Origin of the sequence: Pseudomonas canadensis, from assembly GCF_000503215.1 — a bacterium.
In the GTDB taxonomy this organism is placed as follows: domain Bacteria; phylum Pseudomonadota; class Gammaproteobacteria; order Pseudomonadales; family Pseudomonadaceae; genus Aquipseudomonas; species Aquipseudomonas canadensis.
In genome coordinates, this window is sequence record NZ_KI628539.1 from 88,034 (window position 1) to 110,244 (window position 22,211).

Annotated in this window: 20 protein-coding genes; 5 read left to right on the plus strand and 15 right to left on the minus strand. The window is 61.1% G+C overall.

The features are described from left to right. Positions 1-50: 50 nt before the first annotated feature. The 11 genes from U367_RS0123125 to U367_RS0123175 all read right to left on the minus strand — a co-directional run bounded on the left by U367_RS0123125 (position 51) and on the right by U367_RS0123175 (position 9,675). Complete coding sequence (locus tag U367_RS0123125; RefSeq protein WP_028618757.1) at positions 51-530, minus strand: DUF2878 domain-containing protein; 480 nt, start codon at positions 528-530, stop codon at positions 51-53. Beyond that, positions 523-1,794, minus strand: a complete 1,272-nt coding sequence (locus U367_RS0123130; RefSeq protein WP_028618758.1) for an SAM-dependent methyltransferase — start codon at positions 1,792-1,794, stop codon at positions 523-525. The genes U367_RS0123125 and U367_RS0123130 overlap by 8 nt, the downstream gene beginning before the upstream one ends. Next, the gene (locus U367_RS0123135; protein ID WP_028618759.1) at positions 1,781-2,590 is read right to left on the minus strand and encodes a DUF1365 domain-containing protein; all 810 of its coding nucleotides are present in this window, start codon (positions 2,588-2,590) and stop codon (positions 1,781-1,783) included. The genes U367_RS0123130 and U367_RS0123135 overlap by 14 nt, the downstream gene beginning before the upstream one ends. Continuing rightward, entirely contained in the window at positions 2,587-3,834 is a 1,248-nt protein-coding gene (locus tag U367_RS0123140) for an NAD(P)/FAD-dependent oxidoreductase (protein WP_028618760.1), read from the minus strand. The genes U367_RS0123135 and U367_RS0123140 overlap by 4 nt, the downstream gene beginning before the upstream one ends. Next, positions 3,831-4,613, minus strand: a complete 783-nt coding sequence (locus tag U367_RS0123145) for an SDR family NAD(P)-dependent oxidoreductase (RefSeq protein WP_028618761.1) — start codon at positions 4,611-4,613, stop codon at positions 3,831-3,833. Before U367_RS0123145 ends, U367_RS0123140 begins: the two co-directional genes overlap by 4 nt. Continuing rightward, complete coding sequence (locus U367_RS0123150; protein ID WP_028618762.1) at positions 4,610-5,032, minus strand: nuclear transport factor 2 family protein; 423 nt, start codon at positions 5,030-5,032, stop codon at positions 4,610-4,612. The genes U367_RS0123145 and U367_RS0123150 overlap by 4 nt, the downstream gene beginning before the upstream one ends. Next, positions 5,025-6,470: a deoxyribodipyrimidine photo-lyase gene (phrB, locus tag U367_RS0123155; RefSeq protein ID WP_028618763.1), complete on the minus strand. Its 1,446-nt coding sequence runs from the start codon at positions 6,468-6,470 to the stop codon at positions 5,025-5,027. The genes U367_RS0123150 and phrB overlap by 8 nt, the downstream gene beginning before the upstream one ends. Continuing rightward, complete coding sequence (locus U367_RS0123160; RefSeq protein WP_028618764.1) at positions 6,471-7,400, minus strand: MerR family transcriptional regulator; 930 nt, start codon at positions 7,398-7,400, stop codon at positions 6,471-6,473. Positions 7,401-7,403: 3 nt separating this feature from the next. Beyond that, positions 7,404-8,363: a YbgA family protein gene (locus U367_RS0123165; protein WP_028618765.1), complete on the minus strand. Its 960-nt coding sequence runs from the start codon at positions 8,361-8,363 to the stop codon at positions 7,404-7,406. Between the two features lie 113 nt (positions 8,364-8,476). Then, positions 8,477-8,692 carry a TIGR02450 family Trp-rich protein gene (locus U367_RS0123170; protein ID WP_028618766.1) on the minus strand — a complete coding sequence of 72 codons (216 nt, stop codon included), beginning with the start codon at positions 8,690-8,692 and terminating at the stop codon, positions 8,477-8,479. Further along, a complete protein-coding gene (locus U367_RS0123175) occupies positions 8,689-9,675 on the minus strand; it encodes an NAD(P)/FAD-dependent oxidoreductase (protein WP_028618767.1) in 987 nt (328 codons plus the stop codon). The genes U367_RS0123170 and U367_RS0123175 overlap by 4 nt, the downstream gene beginning before the upstream one ends. Positions 9,676-9,885: 210 nt before the next feature. Here U367_RS0123175 and U367_RS0123180 point away from each other — a divergent pair, with 210 nt between their 5' ends. Together U367_RS0123180 and hemH are read left to right on the plus strand one after the other, a co-directional pair. Next, the gene (locus tag U367_RS0123180) at positions 9,886-10,785 is read left to right on the plus strand and encodes a TIGR01777 family oxidoreductase (RefSeq protein ID WP_028618768.1); all 900 of its coding nucleotides are present in this window, start codon (positions 9,886-9,888) and stop codon (positions 10,783-10,785) included. 14 nt (positions 10,786-10,799) lie between these two features. Next, positions 10,800-11,825, plus strand: coding sequence for a ferrochelatase (hemH, locus tag U367_RS0123185; RefSeq protein WP_028618769.1), 1,026 nt, complete (start codon positions 10,800-10,802; stop codon positions 11,823-11,825). A 104-nt stretch (positions 11,826-11,929) separates the two neighbouring features. Here the strand turns inward: hemH and U367_RS0123190 are convergent, their stop codons facing one another. Together U367_RS0123190 and algW are read right to left on the minus strand one after the other, a co-directional pair. Beyond that, complete coding sequence (locus U367_RS0123190; protein ID WP_028618770.1) at positions 11,930-14,026, minus strand: TonB-dependent siderophore receptor; 2,097 nt, start codon at positions 14,024-14,026, stop codon at positions 11,930-11,932. A gap of 112 nt (positions 14,027-14,138) precedes the next feature. Continuing rightward, positions 14,139-15,293, minus strand: a complete 1,155-nt coding sequence (algW, locus tag U367_RS0123195; RefSeq protein ID WP_028618771.1) for a Do family serine endopeptidase AlgW — start codon at positions 15,291-15,293, stop codon at positions 14,139-14,141. A gap of 101 nt (positions 15,294-15,394) precedes the next feature. Here algW and U367_RS0123200 point away from each other — a divergent pair, with 101 nt between their 5' ends. The 3 genes from U367_RS0123200 to cysN all read left to right on the plus strand — a co-directional run bounded on the left by U367_RS0123200 (position 15,395) and on the right by cysN (position 19,115). Further along, positions 15,395-16,153, plus strand: a complete 759-nt coding sequence (locus U367_RS0123200; protein ID WP_016977054.1) for a Nif3-like dinuclear metal center hexameric protein — start codon at positions 15,395-15,397, stop codon at positions 16,151-16,153. 136 nt (positions 16,154-16,289) lie between these two features. Continuing rightward, the gene (cysD, locus tag U367_RS0123205) at positions 16,290-17,207 is read left to right on the plus strand and encodes a sulfate adenylyltransferase subunit CysD (protein WP_028618772.1); all 918 of its coding nucleotides are present in this window, start codon (positions 16,290-16,292) and stop codon (positions 17,205-17,207) included. Positions 17,208-17,216: 9 nt separating this feature from the next. Further along, on the plus strand, positions 17,217-19,115 hold the full coding sequence (gene cysN, locus U367_RS0123210) for a sulfate adenylyltransferase subunit CysN (protein WP_028618773.1): 1,899 nt from the start codon (positions 17,217-17,219) through the stop codon (positions 19,113-19,115). Positions 19,116-19,189: 74 nt separating this feature from the next. Here cysN and U367_RS0123215 read toward each other — a convergent pair whose 3' ends face one another. Together U367_RS0123215 and pta are read right to left on the minus strand one after the other, a co-directional pair. Further along, complete coding sequence (locus tag U367_RS0123215) at positions 19,190-20,098, minus strand: acyltransferase (RefSeq protein ID WP_028618774.1); 909 nt, start codon at positions 20,096-20,098, stop codon at positions 19,190-19,192. Continuing rightward, positions 20,099-22,198, minus strand: coding sequence for a phosphate acetyltransferase (pta, locus tag U367_RS0123220; protein WP_028618775.1), 2,100 nt, complete (start codon positions 22,196-22,198; stop codon positions 20,099-20,101). It abuts the gene before it with no gap. Positions 22,199-22,211: the final 13 nt, after the last annotated feature.

Consider the following 22,211-nt stretch of genomic DNA (forward strand, 5'->3'; position numbering starts at 1 on the left):
GCGCAGTGTAAGGCAAGCGGGTGACGCAGGTGTGAAACGACTGACAGACGTCAGCGCGCCAACCGATGCAACCCCACAAATACCAAGGCCCACAGCAGCGCCAGCGTCGCCATCGTGGGGGCGAGGCCATAACCAAACTGCACCCCCGCCAATTGGCTGCCGGCGTAGTAGGAAAGCGGGCCGCCGAATGCCCCTAGTACCGCCGCACGCCACCAGGGGCGGGCGCTCCAGGCCAGGCAATGGCGCAACGTCGTCGCCAGCAACGCCCACAACAGGATCAACCAGAAGGGAATCAGCGGGCCCGGCTCGGTGAACTGAAACACGCCCAGCGTGCGCAACGCAGTGTCCAATAGCGTACCCACGACAGTAACAATGAGGATCAGCCTGGCGTCTGCGGCCCACGAACTTATCCACAACAGATGAACGGCCAGCACCGCCAGCCCAACGAATAACCATGCACTGTCACCGCCGATTACGCAGGCAAACCAGCCGCACTGAAAGAGCGCGGCGTTGGCCAGGGTCTTAAGCACTGAAGCGACCGAGCAGCGGCGGGTTGATCGCCGAAGGTTTGGCCAGCAGCAATTGCGCCGTGCCGATGGTGCGCTCCATGAAGCCACCCTCGCAGTAACACAGGTAAAACTCCCACAGGCGCAGGAAATACTCGTCGTAGCCCAGTTCGGCGAGGCGACCGTGGGCGCGGCGAAAATTCTCATGCCACAGGCGCAGGGTTCGCGCGTAATGCAGGCCAAAATCCTCCATGTGCAGCAGGTTCATATCGGTATCGCGGCTGACGATGTGCAGCATGTTCTGCACGCAGGGCAGGGCGCCGCCGGGGAAAATGTAGCGCTGGATAAAATCCACGCTGCGCTTGGCCTGTTCAAAGCGTTGCTCACGAATGGTGATGGCTTGCAGCAACATCAGGCCGTCGCTCTTGAGCAAGTGCGCGCACTGTTTGAAGTAGGTCGGCAGAAAGCGATGGCCCACCGCCTCGATCATCTCAATCGACACCAACTTGTCGTACTGGCCAGTAAGGTCGCGGTAATCCTGCAACAGCAGCGTGACCTGCTCTTGCAAGCCCAGGGCTGCGATGCGTTTTTCGGTGTAGGCGAACTGTTCCTTGGACAACGTCGTGGTGGTGACCTTGCAGCCATAATGCTGCGCCGCGTACAGCGCCATGCTGCCCCAGCCGGTGCCGATCTCCAGCAGGTGGTCGCCGGGCTTGAGGGCGAGTTTCTGACAGATGCGCTCCAGCTTGTTCAATTGCGCCTGTTCCAGAGTGTCGTCGGCGGTCAGGAATTGAGCCGCCGAGTACATCATGGTCGGGTCGAGGAATTCCTCGAACAGGTCATTGCCCAGGTCGTAGTGGGCGGCGATGTTCTTCTGCGAGCCCTTGCGCGTATTGCGGTTGAGCCAGTGCAGGCCCTGAGTGAAGGGACGTGCCAGGCGTGCCAGGCCGCCTTCCATCGCGTCGAGTACGTCGAGGTTGCTGACCATCACGCGAACCACTGCGGTGAGGTCCGGGCTGCTCCAGTAACCGTGGATAAATGCCTCGCCGGCACCGATGGAACCGTTGGCCGCCACCAGGCCCCACACGGCTGAATCAAGGATCTGGATTTCGCCCAGCAGGTGCGCTTCGCGTGCGCCGAAGACTTGCCGCTCGCCGTCTTCGATCACCACCAACTGACCATGGCGCAATTGGCTGAGTTGACGCAGCACGGCTTTGCGCAGCAGCGCGGCAGTCATGCCGTTGACGTTCAGGCGATGGGTCTTGACCGATAAACTAGGGGATTTCATGGCGGCGATCCTTGGTGTACCCGACTGCAGTGCGAGAGGCGCCATCGGCGGCCCGGTGGGAAAAAATCGGTGTGCGTTTGAGCAACAGGCGCAGGGCCTGCCAATAGATCGCGAGACACGTCTTGGCGGTCATCCACGGAAAGCGCCATAGGTAGCGGTGCAGGCTGGCACGGTTGAGCGTCTCTTTTTGCAGGCTCAAGGTGGCGTCGAAGACTTTCAATTCGCCTTGCCAGTCAGCCATGTGCACGCCGAGTTTGGCGGCGGGCGGGCTGAAGCTCATGCGGTATTCCAAGTCGCGCGGCAAGAACGGCGACACATGGAAGGCCTTGGCCACGGCGAAATGCTGGTGCTCATCCGTGCCCAGGGCCAGGGCCGGCAGCACGTAGTGATATCGCTCACGCCACGGGGTGTTGGTCACTTCACACAGGATCGCGGCCAGACGTCCGTCGGCCTCGAAGCAGTAGAAGAAACTCACGGGGTTAAAAGCCAGGCCCCAACTGCGGGCCTGGGTCAGTAGGCAGATAACGCCCTGGGGTGTACGCCCCAGTGCCTTGCCGACTTCCTGGCGCACGGCATCGCTCAAGCTGATGCCGGTGCGCGTCAATTCACGCAGATAGTCCTGCTGGCGAAAACCGAAGGGCGCCAGGCGGCTACGCCCGGCCAGGGGCGAAAGGCCAAGCACTTCGTGTTCTTCGCTCAAATCCAGGTACAGCAAGCCGATGCGGTAGCGAAAGGCATGGGCCTTGGGCGCAAACCGGCGATGGGCAATCCAGCCGCTGTACAGTGCGCTGTTCACAGGGTTTCCCCAAAGGCTTGGGCCACGTGCAGCGCGCTGACCACGCCGTCTTCGTGAAAACCGTTGGCCCAGTAGGCGCCGCAATAAAAGGTATTGCGCACGCCGGATATTTCTTCCCGACGCCCTTGAGCGGCCACCGCCGCCAGGCTGTATTGCGGGTGGGCGTAGGTGTAGCGGGCAAGCACTTTCAGCGGGTTGATCATCGTCGTCTGGTTGAGGCTGACGCAAAAGGTGGTGGCGCTGTCGATGCCTTGCAGGATGTTCATGTCATAGGTCACTGCCGCCTGCTTCTGCGCAGTGCCGCTGAGCCGGTAGTTCCAGCTGGCCCAGGCCAGTTTGCGATCGGGCAGCAGGCGAGTGTCGGTGTGCAGCACCACGTCGTTGTCGGCGTAGGGCAGGGCACCCAGGATGTCTTGTTCGGCCTGGCTCGGGTCGGCCAATAACGCCAGGGCCTGGTCGCTGTGGCAGGCGAAGACCACGCGATCAAATGCCTCGCTGCCGGCCGGGCTGTGGATAACCACGCCATCGTCGGTGCGCTCGACGTTATGCACAGGGCAATTGAGGCGGATCTGTTCACGAAAGCTGCGGGTCAGCGGTTCGATGTAGCGGCTGGACCCCCCCTCGATCACGCACCATTGTGGGCGGTTGCTCACCGACAGCAAACCGTGGTTCTTGAAGAAACGCACGAAGAACTGCAGGGGGAAACCTAGCATGTCGGCCAGCGACATCGACCAGATCGCCGCGCCCATCGGTACGATGTAATGGCGGATAAACCGCTCGCCGTAACCGTTGGCGTCGAGGTAGTCGCCCAGGGTCATCTCGGCGCTGATGCGCTGTTCCTGCAGGTCGAGCGGCGCCTGGCGATTGAAGCGCAAGATGTCACGCAGCATGCCCCAGAACCTCGGCGACAAAATATTGCGGCGCTGGGCAAACAAGCTGTTGAGGTTATTACCGTTGTATTCGAACCGAGTGTGCTCGTCGCACACCGAAAAGCTCATCTCGGTAGGCTTGTACGTTACCCCGATCTGCCCCAACAGGCGGATGAAGTTGGGGTACGTCCAGTCGTTGAATACGATGAAGCCCGTGTCCACCGCATAGCTTTGGCCCTCGACGGTCACGTTGACCGTGTGGGTATGCCCGCCGATGCGGTCGCCCGCTTCGAACAGCGTGATCTCATGCCGGCGGCTGAGCAGGTAGGCGCTGGTCAGCCCTGCAATGCCGCTGCCGATGATGGCGATCTTCACAGGTCGTCCTTCTTCGGCGGCTGGCTGCGCAACATGCGCTTGCCAATGACCAATTGTGCGCGGTTGGGCAGTTTCGACAGTGGCCAGAGAGCGGCGATGAACAACGCGGGGAAGGCAATTTCCAGCGGACGCTTTTCCAATTTATTGAAGATGTGTTTGGCGGCTTTGTCCGCCGGCCAACTGAGTGGCATCGGGAAATCATTGCGTTCGGTCAACGGCGTGTCGACGAAACCCGGACTGATCACCGTGACGTCGATGTTTTCCGGCGACAGGCTGATGCGCAATGATTCGAACAGGTAGCGCAGGCCGGCCTTCGACGCGCCGTAGGCTTCGGCGCGTGGCATCGGCAGGTAGGTCACGGCGCTGGCGACACCCACCAAGTGCGGCGTTTGCCCGGCGCGTAACAGCGCAAGGGCGGCTTCGATGCAATAACTGCTGGCCAGCAGGTTGGTGCGCACGACGTGCTCGATGATGGACGAATCAAACTGCCGCGCGTCCACGTACTCACAGGTGCCGGCATTGAGGATCACGGTGTCCAGCGAACCCCAGGCCCCCCCGATATGTTCGCCGATCTCACGCACGGTCTGGCTGTTGGTCAGATCGCCCGCCACCACCAGCACCTGGCCGGGATAACGTTGCGCGAGCGCTTCCAAAGGCCCTTTGGTGCGCGAGCTGAGCGCCACGTGGGCGCCGCTGTTGAGCAGCTCCACGGCCAATGCGGCCCCGATGCCACTGCTGGCGCCGGTCAGCCAATAACGGCGGGGCGATGTACTGCTCATCCCATTCTCCTTTTCAGCCAACTGATGACGCGGCCCAGTACGGGCAAGTGTTCGTACAGCAGGGCACCGGCATCGAAGTAATCGCGATGGCGGTACACCTTGTCACGCCACATCAGGTGCGAGCAGCCTTCCACGCGGATGACGTTGCCGTCCGCCAGGCGCGGGTGGCAGAAACTCATTTCCCAGCGCAGGTAACCTTCGCCTTCGGCCACCTGGTCGAAGCCGTGGAAGTCGAAGCGCAGTTGGCTGACGTTGCTGTACAGCTCTGCGAAGTAACGGTGCATGGCGGGCAGACCGTGTACTTCGTGCAGCGGGTCGGCAAAGGCGATGTCCTGGCTGTACAGGTTGTCGAGCAAATGCAGATTGTGCTTGTCCAGCGTGGCGAAGGCCTGGGCGAAGCGGCGCAGGAAGTCACTCATGTTCGCCTCCGACAGCTTGGCGCGAAGGCAGGCTGCGGAAGGCGGCCAGGGCGCGTTCGCGGGACTTTTTCAAGTCGACAATCGAACGCGGGTAGTCGGCCACGCCGAACAAGCCGCCGACGGCTTCGGGGTTGTGCACTTCTTTTTTATTCAGTGCGGCCAATTCCGGCAGCCAGTGCTTGATGAAAATGCCCTCGCTATCGAATTTCTCCGACTGGCTCAATGGGCTGAAAATCCGGAAGTACGGTGCCGAGTCGGTGCCGGTGGATGAGCTCCACTGCCAGCCGCCGTTATTGGCGGCGAGGTCGCCATCGATCAGGTGGCGCATGAAGAAACGCTCACCTTCGCGCCAGTCGATCAGCAGGTTCTTGGTCAGAAACATCGCCACCACCATGCGCAGGCGGTTGTGCATCCAGCCGGTTTCCAGCAGTTGGCGCATGGCCGCGTCGATGATTGGCAAGCCGGTGCGCGCTTCCTGCCAGGCGGCGAGGTCCTTGGGCGCATTGCGCCAGGCCACGGCTTCGGTTTCGGGGCGGAAAGCGCGGTGACGAGAAACCCGTGGGTAACCCACCAGGATGTGCTTGTAGAACTCACGCCAGAGCAACTCGTTGATCCAGGTGATGGCGCCCATGTCGCCACTTTCAAACTCGCCGCCATTAGTTTGCAGTGCGGCATGCAGGCACTGACGCGGCGAAACTACACCCGCCGCAAGGTAGGCGGACAACTGGCTGGTGCCGGGCTTGGCGGGGAAGTCGCGCTCGTCTTTGTAGTAGCTGATTTGTTGATCGGCAAAGGCGTCGAGGCGGCGCCGGGCTTCGTCTTCACCGGCCGGCCAGAGGGCGCGCAGGCTATCGCTGGGTGGTTCGAAACCTTCGACCGTCTTTGGGATCGGGTCGTTGTTCAGCTTGATCGGTGCCTGGGCCTTTGGCGCTGCGACGATACGCGGCAGGGCGCTGTGCAGACGGGTGTAGCAGACCTTGCGGAATTGGCTGAACACCTGGAAATACGTGCCGGTCTTGGTCAACACGCTGCCGGGCTGGAAGAACAGTTGGTCGAGGTAGCTGTGGAAGGTCACGCCATCAGCTTCCAAGGCCTTGGACACGGCCGCGTCTCGGCGACTTTCGTGGATGCCGTATTCCTCGTTGACGTGGACTGACTCCACCGATAGCTCGCGGCACAACCTGCTCAATACGTCGGGTGCCTGATCCCAAGTGGCCGCAGTGCGAATCAACAGGGGGATGTTCAGTGCGCCCAGCGTCTTGCTCAGGTCTTGCAAGTTGCGCAGCCAAAAGTCCACTTTGCACGGCGCATCGTCATGGTCCAGCCATTGCTGCGGCGTGATCAGGTACACGGCCGCCAGCGGGCCCCGCTGGCTCGCGGCGGCCAGGGCGGTGTTGTCGTGTAGGCGCAGGTCGGTGCGCAGCCAGATCAAATGCATTTAAACAAGTCCACGCTGGATCAGTAGCTGGTGGGCCGACAACAGGTCTTCGGCGACGAACAAATCAGGAATGTCTTGGGTTAATACGGTCAACTCGGCTTGGTGGATGCATACCGTTGGTCCGACCATCAATTTTGGGCAACTGACGCCACCCAAAAGTTTTGCGAAAGCCGACAGATGGAGCGCCTTGCTCGAATACAGCAGCACCGCGCGCGGTTGCAGGTGTTCTACCGCCAGGGCCAGCTCACCGGCAGGCAGCGGCCAGTCGAATACTTCTACCGGGCAGTCGGCACTGCTGGCGAGCCAGGCGCTGAGCCACAGGTGCGGCTCCAGGGGAACGTCGGACTGGTTCACCAACAGCAACGGCGCGCCATGCAACTGACGATTGTTGTGATAAATACGCGCGCCGAACTTGCTGCGCAGCCAGGACAAGAAAAACACCCGCTCCATCTGCGCGCCGAACTGGCCTTGCCAGCGTTTTTCCAGCTCCTGCAACAGTGGCAATAACAGCTGCTCGCACAGGGTGCGCGGCGGGTATAGCGCCATGGCTTGGTTGAAAGCGTCATCCACACGGCGTTCGGCCAATTCGCTGATGGCTTGCACAAGGCTCTGGCGCAGGGTGTGCCATTCGTTTTCAACGATATCGGGAACAGTGAACGCTGAGTCGATCAGGCCTTTGACTTGACTCACCGGCACGCCGCGATTGAGCCAGGTGAGGATGGTGTGGATGCGTTGGACATGTTCGGCGTTGAACAACCGATGACCTTTAGGCGTGCGCTGGGGCACGATCAGGCCATAGCGGCGCTCCCACGCGCGCAGGGTCACGGCGTTGACGCCGGTCTGGCGCGCCACTTCGCGGATCGGCAGCCAGCCGTCTTCGAGGGCTTGGGTGATGTCTTCGCCGGGGTCGTCTTGCAGGACAGCTTTCATGGTCTAGATCGCATTTCGCAGGCTGAGGTTTTCCGGGTGCGGCTGCAGGTAGGCCTGCTGCGCGATGTAGCGGTCCGGGTGTTGGCGAAAGTGGTGCTTGAGCAGAGTCAGTGGCACCACCAGCGGCACGATGCCTTGGCGGTACTGGCCGATGAGGGTTTGCATTTCCTGCTTGTCGTCGGTACTGATGACTTGTTTGAGGTAACCACTGATGTGTTGCAGCACGTTGGTATGGGTGCCACGGGTGGCGCATTGGCTCAGGCCGGTCATCAAGTCGCTGAAGTAACAGGTGGCCAGTTCATCGAGGTGGGTCTCTTTGGTCATGCTGCCCAGCAGGTGCCCGAGGCTTTTGTAGTGCGCCGGGCTATGGGCCATCAACAGGTATTTGTAGCGTGAATGAAAGGCCAGCAGCCGGTGGCGGGTCAGGCCTTCGGCCAGCAGCTGTTGCCAATCGGCGTAGACGAAAACGCGGGTCAGGAAGTTTTCTCGCAGCACCGGGTCATTCAATCGACCGTCTTCTTCCACTGGCAGATTGGGGTGACGCGCACAAAACGCTTGGGCGTAGATACCACGCCCGCCGCCGTCGACCGGGGTGCCGTTGTCGCGGTACACCTTGACCCGCTCCAGTCCGCACGACGGCGACTTCTGCATGAAGATGTAGCCGCACAGGTCGGTGTGCTCCGACGCCATCTGCCGGCCGTAATCGTCCAGTGGCTGAGTGACGTTCAGTTCGCGGTGTACCGTGCCGACGGCTTGCGGGTGGGCCGGGTCGCCCACCAGGCGGATCGGTTCGCGTGGAATGCCCAGGCCGATGGCGACCTCCGGGCACAGCGGCACGAAGTCGAAATAGTCGGCGAGAGTCTGGCTGCACAGCAGGGATTGTTTATGGCCGCCGTTGAAGCGCACGTTCTCGCCCAATAGGCAGGCACTGATGCCGATCTTCGGTTTGGTGGTGCTGGACATAAGCGAACCCCTGCACGATTCCTGTACAAAATTAAAGTCTTGTACAACTAAATCTCATCATAGGTTCGATGCTGTACAAGTCAAATTATTTGTACAAGTTTTTTGCAGGTCAGCTATTTCCAGCCGATTTTCCAGGCGTCATCGTTTTGCAGGGTTTGCCAGGCGCAGCGTTCGGTGCGACGGGTCATGACGGCTTGCAGTTCGATTTCCAGCACGACGCCTTCTTCATCCCGAAACAGTTCGGTGACCAAGAAGTGTTTTTCTTTGTTGCGAGGCTGAGCTGCTGTCCATTTCGACAGCAGCAGTTTTGCAGGATTGATGCGGTTCATTGCAGGTGTTCGATCAAGCGTCTCGCGGCTTCCTGGCCACTGAGCCAAGCCCCTTCGACCCGGCCCGAAAGGCACCAGTCGCCACATACATAAAGGCCCAGGTCGGCATCGGCCAGCACGCCGAATTCATGGCTATTGGACGGTCGAGCATAGAGCCAGCGGTGCGCCAAGCTGAAAGAGGGCGCGGGCATGGCGCTGTGCAGCAGTTCGGCGAAGGCGCCATGCAGATGCTCGATCACCGCTTCCTTGGGCAGGTCCAGGTGGGCCTTGCTCCATGTGCTGGTGGCGTGCAGTACCCACGTGTCGAGGTGGGTGTCACGCCCCGGTTTGCTGCGGTTGCGCGCCAGCCAATCGAGGGGGCTGTCTTGCACGAAACAGCCTTCCATCGGCGTATCCAGAGGCTTTTCGAAGGCCAGGGCGATGGCCCAGGTTGGGTCCATCTTCACGCCGGCGGCGGCACTGGCCAACTTGGGCGCTGCAGCCAGCAGGGCGGTTGCCTGGGGCGCTGGGGTGGCGATGATCACGTGGCTGAACGGGCCGTGGTTTTCGCCGTCGGCGTCCAGCAGGTTCCAGTGTTGTTTGCCTTGAAACACCTCGGTGATGCGGCACCCGAACTCCACCGGCAGGTCGTCGAGCAGGGCGCGGGTGATGGCGCTCATGCGCGGCGTGCCGACCCAGCGGATCTGTTCATCGGGGGAGGGGGTGAGTTGGCCGGACTTGAAGTTGTACAGCTGGGGTTTCCATTGCTCGGCCCAGCCATTGCTTTGCCAGCGTTGCACTTCGTTGACGAAGCGCCGGTCGCGGGCGGTGAAATATTGTGCGCCCATGTCCAGGGAGCCGGCATCGCTACGCTTGCTGGACATGCGGCCACCGCTGCCACGGCTTTTATCGAAGAGTTGTACAACGTGCCCCGCGTCTCGTAACGCTCGGGCGGCGGAAAGACCGGCGATGCCGGTGCCGATGATCGCGATGGGAACAGTCATAGGGGGCCTCGTTTTACCGTTGGGTACAGACTACGCCGACACCAATAGCTGTACAATATTGTTTTTTGGTATAAGTTTTGGCTTACCTGTTCTTACGGCGTGACCTATGGTTAAAGCAGAGGCTTAATCCAATGTTACGCCCGTTCAAATTGATCCCTGCTTATAAAATAGACTAGCGATGGGCGGCGAACGTTACATGAGGAACATCCCATGCACATTTTGCTGACCGGCGGTACTGGCCTGATCGGCCGCCAACTCTGCCAGCACTGGCTCGCGCAGGGTCATAGGCTGACGGTGTGGAGCCGTCATCCGGAACAGGTTGCCATGCGATGCGGTGCTCAAGTCGCGGGCGTCGAACACCTGCAACAGGTTGTCGGTCCGGTGGATGCGGTCATTAACCTGGCGGGTGCGCCGATCGCTGACCGCCCGTGGACTCACAAGCGCAAGGCGCTGTTGTGGAGCAGCCGCATCAGCCTTACAGAAACTTTGCTGGCGTGGCTTGAAGGCCTGGAACAAAAACCAGCGGTGTTGATTTCCGGTTCGGCGGTGGGCTGGTACGGCGACGGCGGCGAACGCGAAATGACCGAAGCCAGCGGCCCGGTGCAGGACGATTTCCCCAGCCAGTTGTGCATCGCCTGGGAAGAAACCGCCCTACGCGCTGAAGCGTTAGGGATTCGCGTGGTGTTGGTGCGGACCGGTTTGGTGTTGTCAGCCGAGGGCGGCTTTTTGTCGCGGCTGTTGCTGCCTTTCAAACTGGCGCTGGGCGGGCCTATCGGCAATGGTCGGCAGTGGATGCCGTGGGTGCATATCAAGGATCAAATCGCCCTGATTGATTTTCTTCTGCACAAGCCTGATGCCAGTGGTCCTTATAATGCTTGCGCGCCACACCCGGTGCGCAATCGCGAGTTTGCGAAAACCCTCGGCCAGGTGTTGCACCGCCCGGCGTTCATGCCGATGCCGGCCTTTGCATTGAAGGTGGGCCTGGGCGAATTGTCCGGCCTGCTGTTGGGCGGGCAGAAGGCGGTGCCCGAGCGCTTGTTGGCCGCCGGTTACACTTTCCAGTTCACTGAGTTGCGCGCGGCTCTGGATGACTTGTCCAGCCGCCTCTAGAGATAGGATGTTGCATGACGGATCACGCGTTGTTACTGGTCAACCTGGGCTCGCCAAAGTCCACTTCGGTGGCCGATGTGCGCAGCTACCTTAATCAGTTCCTGATGGACCCTTATGTGATCGACCTGCCGTGGCCGGTGCGGCGCTTGCTGGTGTCGCTGATCCTGATCAAGCGTCCCGAGCAGTCGGCCCACGCCTACGCCTCCATCTGGTGGGATGAGGGTTCGCCGTTGGTGGTGCTCAGTCGCCGCCTGCAACAGCAGATGACTGCGCAGTGGACCCAAGGCCCGGTGGAATTGGCGATGCGCTACGGCGAACCGTCCATTGAAAGCGTGCTGACGCGCCTCGCCGCCCAGGGCATCCGCAAAGTCACCCTGGCGCCGCTGTACCCGCAGTTCGCCGACAGCACTGTGACCACGGTGATTGAAGAGGCCAAGCGGGTTGTACGTGATAAGAAGCTGAGCGTGCAGTTCTCGATCTTGCCGCCGTTCTACGACCAGCCGGAATACCTCGACGCGCTCGCGGCGAGTGTCCGCTCCTATGTGGAGCAGGATTACGATCACCTGCTGCTGAGTTTCCACGGCCTGCCAGAGCGTCATCTGACCAAACTCGACCCGACAGGCCAGCATTGCTTCAAGGAAGCCGACTGCTGCAAGAACGCCTCGCCTGAGGTGTTGAAAACCTGCTACCGCGCGCAATGTTTCAGCGTCGCCCGCGATTTTGCTGAACGACTGGGCTTGCCGGAAGATAAATGGTCGGTGGCGTTCCAGTCACGCCTGGGCCGCGCCAAATGGATCGAACCCTACACCGAAGCGCGCCTGGAAGCCCTGGCTAAGCAAGGCGTGAAAAAGCTGCTGGTGATGTGCCCGGCGTTTGTCGCCGACTGCATCGAGACTCTGGAGGAAATCGGCGATCGTGGGCTCGAGCAGTTCCGCGAGGCTGGGGGGGAAGAGTTGGTATTGGTGCCGTGCCTGAATGATGACCCGCAGTGGGCGAAGGCACTGACCACCCTTTGCGAACGGGCACCGCAATCATTGTAGGAGCGAGCTTGCTCGCGAAGGACGTCAACGATAACGCAGCGCTTCTGAGTTAACGTCGCGCTCTCAGGGTCTTCGCGAGCAAGCTCGCTCCTACAGGGAGGCGTTTAGAGCTTTAGGGTCAAGCTGAGGGTGAGATTGCGCGGCTCTCCGGGATTGATCCAATAACTGCTGTACGACCGCTCGTAGTACTTCTCATCGAACAGGTTGTTGAGGTTCAGCCCCACGGTGACGTTGTCCGTAGCCTTGTAATGGGCCAGCAGATCAACGGTGTGATAGGCCGGCAACTCAAAGTTCGTGCCGGCCTCCCCTGAACGATCGCCCACATACGTGAACGCCGCGCCCAGGTCCGAGCCGCGCAACGCGCCATCCTGGAACTCATACACCCCCAACAGACTGCCGCTGCGCTTGGCCACGCCAAGGATGCGGCTGCCGGCCGGAATGGCTTTATCGCCTTTGGTCACTTCAGCGTCGATGTAGGCAAATGCACCAATCACCCGTACGGCATCGGTCACTTGCCCGGTCAGTTGCAGGTCAAAACCCTGGCTGCGCGCCTTGCCCACGGCACGGTTGAGATTGGTGGCCGGGTCCAGGGTCAGTACGTTTTCCTTTTCGATATGGAAGGCGGCGAGGGTGGCGCTGAGGCGGTCGTCGAACAGCTCGCTCTTGATTCCCACTTCATAGCCCACGCCTTCTTCGGGCTTGAAGGATTTGTTGTTGGCGTCCAGGCCGCTGTTGGGCTTGAACGACGTTGAGGCATTGGCGAACACCCCGACTTGCGGTGTGAGCTGATAGAGCAGGCCGGCGCGTTGGGTAAAGGCGTCGTGGGTCTGCTTGCTCTTGGCGTGGTTGCGCGTGAAGTCGTCGATGCTCTGCTCGAAATGTTCGAAGCGCGCACCGGCCATACCGCGCAGGCGGTCGGTGAAGATGATTTGGTCTTGCAGGTTCAGCGCGTGGCTTTTGGTCTGTTCGAAGAAGTCAGTACCGGAGCGCGCGCCGTTGGGTTTGGGCTTGCCGTAGACCGGATTGTAGATGTCGATGGGGTAGCGGCTACCGCCAATCGCAGTGACGCGTTCTTTCTTGCGGTAGTCCTCGTATTCGGTGCCGATCAGCAACTCGTGCTGCCAACTGCCGATATCGAACATTCCCCGCAGTTCAAGCTGGGTGATGCTGTCGTGCCAACCCGTGGAGCGTTCGCGGTAGCGGCGGTCGATGGTGTGGCCGTCGGCATTCAGCGCGCGGTTTTCCGAGGCGTCGCCCCACAGGCTGCCTTGCTTGTAGTGGCTGGCCAGACGCAGTTTCCATGCGTCATTGAGGTGGTGTTCCAGGGTCGCCTGAATGCGGTTGTTGTGGTTGTCGATATCGCCATCGTTGGGTTCGCCGAGGAAGGTGGAGCGGGATACGCCGGGGGCGTCGACAATGCCACGGTCGAAGGTGGAGCTGTGGCGTACGAATTCGCTTTCCACCAGCAGGCTGGTGTCCGGGTCCAATTGCCAACTGAACGAAGGCGCGACGAATACCCGCTTGCTTTGCACGTGGTCGCGGAAGCTGTGGTTGTCTTCTACCGCCAAGTTGACCCGAGTCAGCACCTTGCCTTCGCTGTCCAGCGGGGTGTTGACGTCAATGGCCGTGCGATAACGGTCCCAACTGCCGGCGCTGGTTTGCAGGGTGGTGAAGGCTTCAGGCTGGGGCTTCTTGGTGACGATATTCACCGTGCCGCCAGGATCGCCACGGCCATACAGGCTGGCGGCGGGTCCTTTGAGCACTTCGATGCGCTCGATGTTCGCCGCGTCCGGTGTGCTCGGGTAGCCACGGTTAGCGCTGAAGCCGTCCTGATAGAACTCCGACGTGGTAAAGCCGCGCACGCTGTATTCGTAGAGTGTCAGGCCACCGAAGTTGTTCTGCTTGGACACGCCGCCGGCAAACTCCAGGGCGCGCTCCACGTTGCTGCTGCCCAGGTCTTTGAGCACCGTGGCGGGAATTACGCTGATGGACTGTGGGATGTCGCGAATGGCGGTGTCGGTCTTTGTCGCGCTGGCCGAACGGGTGGCGCGGTAGCCTTTGACGGGCCCGGTTGTGGACTCATAGGCCTCGGTGGTGACGCTGATGGCGTCGAGTTCCAGGGTGTTTTCTTCGGCGTAGGCGGGGTCGAGCAGCAAACCCAGGGCCAGGCCAGCCAAGGGGGCAATTCTTCGAGACGGCATGATAGAGTGTTCCAATAGCGATATTGAAACAATATAACATGACCGATGAGAATGAATTGCTTTGAAATATAAGCTTACAGGTGCCCGCGTACGAGCACCTGTGAGTGACGGGTTATTCCTCTTCCTTGACCGGCGCAGGCGGCGGACGCAGCCCGATTTCCGCCAGCAACTTGATCTCTTTGCCGTTGCGCATCACCTGGATCGCCACCTTGTCGGTCGGCTTGATCCGCGCCACCTGGTTCATCGACTTACGGCCATCGCCGGCCGGTTCGCCATTGATGCTGAGGATCACATCGCCCAGTTGCAGGCCGGCTTTCTGCGCCGGGCCGTCGCGGAAGATCCCAGCGACCACGATGCCTGGGCGTCCGGTCAAGCCAAACGACTCGGCCAGCTCCTTGGTCAACGGTTGCACTTCAATCCCCAGCCAGCCGCGGATTACCTGGCCGTGCTCGATGATCGACTTCATCACTTCCATCGCCAGTTTCACCGGGATCGCAAAGCCGATGCCCTGTGAGCCGCCGGACTTGGAGAAAATCGCCGTGTTGATACCGGTCAGGTTGCCATTGGCATCCACCAGCGCACCGCCGGAATTACCTGGGTTGATCGCCGCGTCGGTCTGAATGAAGTCTTCGTAGCTGTTGAGGCCCAACTGATTACGCCCGGTGGCGCTGATGATGCCCATGGTCACGGTCTGGCCCACGCCGAACGGGTTGCCGATGGCCAGTGCCACATCACCGACGCGCAAACCATCGGAACGACCGAGGGTGATGGACGGCAGGCTTTTCAGGTCGATCTTCAGTACCGCGAGGTCGGTTTCCGGGTCGCTGCCCACCACGCGGGCCAGGGTTTCGCGGCCGTCACGCAGGGCCACCACAATCTGGTCGGCGCCTGTGGTCACGTGGTTGTTGGTGAGGATGTAGCCTTCGGGGCTCATGATCACGCCCGAACCCAAGCTGGATTCCATGCGCCGCTGCTTGGGCCCGTTGTCGCCGAAGTAGCGGCGGAACTGCGGGTCTTCAAACAGCGGGTGCGCCGGTTTGTTGATGACCTTGGTCGTGTACAGGTTGACCACCGCCGGGGCGGCGATGGTGACCGCGTCGGCATAAGTCACCGGGCCTTGCACCACCGCGCTGGTCTGCGGTGCCTGTTGCAGGTTCACATCCAGGCTGGGCAGGCCCACCAACTCGGGGTAACGCTGAATAATCAGCATCGCGATCAGCACGCCAGCCAACAATGGCCATCCAAAAAAACGCAGCGCCTTGAGCATCAAGTAAGTCCTGACAGGTTGCAGGGGGCGAGAGAGCGCCCATAATGTCGCGCATTATACGAGGCTGCGACGCCTGCGAACGGGATATTTAGGAGTCTTTTATGGCCGTCCCCCTTACCACCCTCGTCGAGGAAGCGGACCGCTACCTTGGCAGCGCTAAAATTGCCGACTATTGCCCCAATGGCCTGCAGGTCGAGGGCCGCCCTCAAGTGATGCGCATCGTCAGCGGCGTGACCGCAAGCCAGGCCTTGCTGGATGCTGCCGTCGAAGCCCAGGCCGATTTGATCCTGGTGCACCACGGCTATTTCTGGAAAGGCGAGAACCCCTGCATCACAGGGATGAAGCAGCGTCGCCTCAAGACGCTGCTCAAGCACGACATCAGCCTGTTGGCCTACCATCTGCCGTTGGACTTGCATCCCGACGTCGGTAATAACGTGCAACTTGCCCGTCAGTTGGATATCACGGTCGAAGGCCCGCTGGACCCGAGCAACCCCAAGATCGTCGGACTGGTTGGCTCCCTCGCCGAGCCCCTGTCGCCCCGTGATTTCGCCCGCCGTGTGCAGGAGGTCATGGGCCGTGAACCGCTGCTGATCGAAGGCAGCGAAATGATCCGCCGTGTCGGCTGGTGCACCGGCGGTGGTCAGGGCTATATCGACGACGCGATTGCGGCCGGTGTCGACCTGTACCTGAGCGGTGAAGCCTCCGAGCAAACTTTTCACAGCGCCCGCGAAAACGACATCAGCTTCATCGCCGCCGGCCACCACGCCACCGAGCGCTACGGCGTACAGGCCCTGGGCGATTACCTGGCGCGGCGCTTTGCCCTGGAGCATCTGTTCATCGATTGCCCCAACCCGATTTGAGGGCCAAACCTGGAGGTATATTCATATACCGTTTCGATCTAGATGGCTCCCTGAATAGAAGCAGGTGCTGTGCTAGCATGCCCCGCTCGAACACGGCCCGCTGGCCGTCCATAAGATCGTTTTTCCGTGAGTAACCATGGTCGACAAACTGACGCATCTGAAACAGCTGGAGGCGGAAAGCATCCACATCATCCGCGAGGTCGCCGCCGAGTTCGACAACCCGGTGATGCTCTACTCGATCGGTAAAGACTCCGCCGTGATGCTGCACCTGGCACGCAAGGCCTTCTTCCCGGGCAAACTGCCGTTCCCGGTGATGCACGTCGACACCCGCTGGAAATTCCAGGAGATGTACAAGTTCCGCGACAAGATGGTCAAGGAGCTGGGCCTGGACTTGATCACCCACGTGAACCCGGACGGCGTGGCGCAGGGCATCAACCCCTTCACCCACGGCAGCGCCAAGCACACCGACATCATGAAGACCGAAGGCCTCAAACAGGCCCTGGACAAGCATGGTTTCGACGCGGCCTTTGGCGGCGCCCGTCGCGATGAAGAGAAATCCCGCGCCAAAGAGCGCGTGTACTCATTCCGCGACAGCAAACACCGCTGGGACCCGAAAAACCAGCGCCCCGAGCTGTGGAACGTCTACAACGGCAACGTCAACAAGGGTGAGTCCATCCGCGTGTTCCCGCTGTCCAACTGGACCGAGCTGGACATCTGGCAGTACATCTACCTCGAAGGCATCCCGATCGTGCCGCTGTACTTCGCCGCCGAGCGTGAAGTGATCGAGAAGAACGGCACGTTGATCATGATCGACGACGACCGCATCCTCGAGCACCTGTCCGACGAAGACAAAGCCCGAATCGTCAAAAAGAAAGTACGTTTCCGTACCCTTGGCTGCTACCCGTTGACGGGCGCGGTGGAGTCCGAAGCCGAGACGCTGACGGACATCATTCAGGAAATGCTCCTGACGCGAACTTCCGAGCGCCAGGGCCGTGTCATCGACCACGATGGTGCAGGCTCGATGGAAGATAAAAAACGTCAAGGCTATTTCTAAGGGGCTGTCATGTCGCATCAATCTGATTTGATCAGCGAGGACATCCTCGCCTACCTGGGCCAGCACGAGCGCAAGGAAATGTTGCGCTTCCTGACCTGCGGCAACGTCGACGACGGCAAGAGCACCCTGATCGGGCGCCTGCTGCACGACTCCAAGATGATCTACGAAGATCACCTGGAAGCCATCACCCGCGATTCGAAGAAGTCCGGCACCACCGGCGATGATATCGACCTGGCACTGCTGGTCGACGGCCTGCAGGCCGAGCGTGAGCAAGGCATCACCATCGACGTTGCCTACCGCTACTTCTCCACCGCCAAACGCAAATTCATCATCGCCGACACCCCCGGCCATGAGCAGTACACCCGCAACATGGCCACCGGTGCCTCCACCTGTGACCTGGCGATCATCCTGATTGACGCGCGTTATGGCGTGCAGACCCAGACCCGTCGCCACAGCTTTATCGCCTCGTTGCTGGGCATCAAGCATATCGTGGTGGCCGTCAACAAGATGGACATCAATGGCTTCGACCAGAGCGTATTCGAGCAGATCAAGGCCGATTACCTGAAGTTCGCCGACGGTATCGCTTTCAAGCCGAGCACGCTGGCGTTCGTGCCGATGTCGGCGCTCAAGGGCGACAACGTGGTCAACAAGAGTGAGCGTTCGCCTTGGTACACCGGGCAGTCGCTGATGGAGATCCTCGAAACCGTCGAGATCGCCAACGACCGCAACTACACCGACCTGCGTTTCCCGGTGCAGTACGTCAACCGTCCGAACCTGAACTTCCGTGGTTTTGCCGGCACCTTGGCCAGCGGCATCGTGCACAAGGGCGACGAAGTCGTGGTGCTGCCGTCGGGCAAGAGCAGCCGCGTCAAATCCATCGTCACCTTTGAAGGTGAGCTGGAACACGCTGGCCCAGGCCAGGCCGTGACCCTGACCATGGAAGACGAGATCGACATCTCCCGTGGCGACCTGCTGGTACACGCCGACAACGTGCCGCAAGTGACCGATGCCTTCGACGCCATGCTGGTGTGGATGGCGGAAGAGCCGATGCTGCCGGGCAAAAAATACGACATCAAGCGCGCCACCAGCTACGTGCCGGGTTCCATCACCAGCATCGTGCACCGCGTGGATGTGAACACCCTGGCCGAAGGCCCGGCGAGTTCGCTGCAGTTGAACGAGATCGGCCGGGTCAAGGTCAGTCTCGACGCCGCCATCGCCCTGGACGGTTACGACAGCAACCGCACCACTGGCGCGTTCATTGTCATCGACCGTTTGACCAACGGCACCGTGGCGGCGGGCATGATCATCGCGCCGCCGGTCACCCACGGCAGCTCGGCGCATCATGGCAAGCTGGCTCACGTCGCCACCGAAGAGCGCGCACTGCGCTTTGGTCAGCAACCGGCTACCGTGCTATTCAGCGGCCTGTCGGGCGCTGGCAAGAGCACCTTGGCCTACGCGGTTGAGCGCAAGCTCTTCGACATGGGCCGTGCAGTGTTCGTGCTGGATGGCCAGAACCTGCGTCACGACCTGAACAAGGGCTTGCCGCAGGACCGGGCCGGTCGTACCGAGAACTGGCGTCGTGCCGCCCATGTGGCGCGTCAGTTCAACGAAGCGGGCCTGCTGACCCTGGCTGCCTTTGTGGCACCGGACGCCGAAGGCCGTGAACAGGCCAAAGCGCTGATCGGCGCTGATCGTCTGCTGACGGTGTACGTGCAAGCGTCGCCGCTGGTGTGCGCCGAGCGTGATCCGCAGGGGCTGTACGCTGCTGGTGGGGATAACATCCCTGGCGAGTCCTTCCCGTATGACGTGCCGTTGAATGCCGATCTGGTCATCGACACCCAGGCCTTGTCGTTGGAAGAAAGCGTCAAGCAAGTGCTGGAGCTGTTGCGTCAGCGCGGCGCGATCTAACCCTCGCGGCCACAAAAAGCCCGCCACCGAGTGATCGGTGGCGGGCTTTTGCATTGTGGGTGTTGCGTCGGACGCTATCGCCGGCAAGGCTTGCGCGGATATTCCTGATGCAGCGTGTCCAGCAGCGCATCTTTCTCTTCCCACAACCGGTTGATCCAGCCCTGGAACGCCGTCCGATACTCCCCATCCTGCTCATAATTCTTGCCAATGAACGCGGCCGGGATCTGCACTTCTTCGAACTGCACCACCACGTCCTTCACATTCCCACACAGCAAATCCCAATACCCAGGACGCCCGGCCGGGTAGTGAATGGTCACGTTTACCAGTGACTTCAACTGCTCGCCCATGGCATCCAGCACAAACGCAATGCCGCCAGCCTTGGGCTTGAGCAAGTAGCGAAACGGCGAGTTCTGCTGGGCATGTTTGCCCGGCGTAAAGCGTGTGCCCTCGGCAAAGTTGAAAATACCCACCGGGTTGTCGCGAAACTTCGCACAGGTCTTGCGGGTGGTTTCCAGGTCCTTGCCTTTCTTTTCCGGGTGTTTTGCCAGGTAGGCCTTGGTGTAGCGCTTCATGAACGGAAAGCCGAGCGCCCACCACGCCAGGCCAATCACCGGCACCCAGATCAGTTCCTGCTTGAGGAAGAATTTCAGCGGGCGAATCCGGCGGTTCAGCACGTATTGCAACACCATGATGTCGACCCAGCTCTGGTGGTTGCTGGTCACCAGGTACGAGTGCTGGTAATCAAGGCCTTCAAGTCCGCTCAGGTGCCAGCGGGTGCGGCCTACCAGGTTCATCCAGCCCTTGTTGTTGGTCACCCACGCCTCATGGGTGTGGTTCATCAGCCATTCGCTGAAACGCTTGGCAAATGGCAGCGCCTTGAACAGCGCCACGATAAACAGGAACGAACACAGCAGGATCGTGTTCAGCGCCAGCAACAGCGAAGCGATCACCCCGCGCACGGTGGCAGGTAGAAAATCCAGCATTTAGATATCCATAGGTCGGTTGGCGGCTTGGATCGCGGTGAGCGCGATGGTGTACACGATGTCGTCTACCTGGGCGCCGCGCGGCAGGTCGTTGACCGGTTTGCGCAGGCCTTGCAGCATCGGCCCCAGGCTCACGCAATCAGCGCTGCGCTGCACGGCCTTGTGGGTGGTGTTGCCGGTGTTGAGGTCGGGAAACACAAATACCGTGGCCTTGCCGGCGACCTGGCTGTGGGGCGCCAACTGCCGGGCTACGTTTTCGTTGGCAGCGGCGTCGTATTGCAACGGGCCGTCGATCAGTAGCGAACTTTGCTGCTCGTGGGCAAGCAGGGTGGCTTCGCGGACTTTTTCCACTTCTTCGCCGCTGGCCGAATCGCCACTGGAATAGCTGATCATCGCCACGCGCGGGGTGATGCCGAACGCTGCGGCCGAGTCGGCGCTTTGCAGCGCAATCTCCGCCAACTCCGCCGCGCTCGGGTGCGGGTTCATCACGCAGTCGCCGTACACCAGCACCTGCTCAGGGAACAGCATGAAGAACACCGACGACACCAGCGTGCAGCCCGGCGCCGTTTTAATCAGCTGCAGGGCAGGGCGGATGGTGTTGGCGGTGGAGTGAATCACCCCGGATACCAGGCCGTCCACTTCGTCCAGCGCGAGCATCATGGTGGCGATCACCACCGTGTCTTCCAGTTGCTGCTCGGCCATCGGCGCGTTGAGGCTTTTGCTCTTGCGCAGTGCCACCATTGGCTCGACATAGCGTTGGCGAATCAGGTCCGGGTCGAGGATCTCCAGGCCTTCGGGCAGTTCGATGCCCTGTGCGCGGGCGACCGCTTCCACGTCCGCCGGTTTGGCCAGCAACACGCACCGGGCAATGCCTCGCGCCTGGCAGATGGCGGCGGCTTGCACGGTCAGTGGCTCGCTACCTTCGGGCAATACGATGCGTTTGTTGGCGGCCTGGGCACGCTGTATCAACTGGTAGCGGAACACCGCCGGCGACAGGCGCATTTCCCGTGGTGTACCGCAACGTTGGTGCAGCCAGCGCGCATCCAGATGGCTGGCGACGAAATCGGTGATGATCTCCGCGCGTTCGCGGTCATCAATCGGGATTTCCTTGTTGAGGCTGTTGAGCTGGTTCGCCGTGTCGTAGGAACCGGTGCTCACCGACAACACCGGCAGCCCGGCCTGGAATGCGCCACGGCACAATTCCATGATGCGCGGGTCGGGCAGTGTGTCGCTGGTCAGCAACAGGCCGGCCAGGGGGACGCCGTTGATCGCGGCGAGGCTGACGGCGAGGATGATGTCGTCGCGGTCGCCGGGTGTCACCACCAGTACGCCGGGCTTGAGCAGCTCCACGGTGTTGCGCATGGTACGGGCGCAGATGATGATTTTGGTCATGCGCCGGGTTTCGTAGTCGCCGGCGTTGAGGATCTGCGCGCCCATCAGGTCGGCCACGTCGCGGGTGCGCGGGGCGTTGAGTTCCGGTTGATAGGGGATGCAGCCGAGCAGGCGGAAATCGCCGCTGCGCAACAGGGGCGAATGCTCTTTGAGGCGCGCCGCAAAGGCTTCCATGCTTTCGTCGGTGCGCACCTTGTTGAGGATCACGCCGAGTACTTTCGGGTCTTTCGGGCCGCCGAACAGTTGGGCCTGCAATTCCACGCGTCCGGAGAGTTCGGTGAGCACTTCGTTTTCCGGGGCCGAGACCAGGATCACTTCCGCATCCAGGCTCTTGGCCAGGTGCAGGTTGACCCGCGCCGCATAGCTGGCGCTGCGGGTTGGCACCATGCCTTCGACGATCAGCACGTCCTTGCCCACGGCGGCTTGCTGGTACAGCGTGATGATTTCTTCGAGCAGTTCGTCGAGCTGGCCGTCGCCGAGCATGCGTTCTACGTGGGCCAGGCCCAGGGGCTGTGGCGGCTTGAGGCCGTGGGTGCGCGCTACCAGCTCGGTGGAGCGCTCGGGGCCGGTATCGCCGGGGTGCGGCTGGGCAATCGGCTTGAAGAAGCCGACTTTCAGTCCGGCCCGCTCAAGGGTGCGCACCAGCCCAAGGCTGATGGAGGTCAGACCTACACCAAAATCGGTGGGCGCGATAAAAAAAGTCTGCATGCGAATTCTCTGA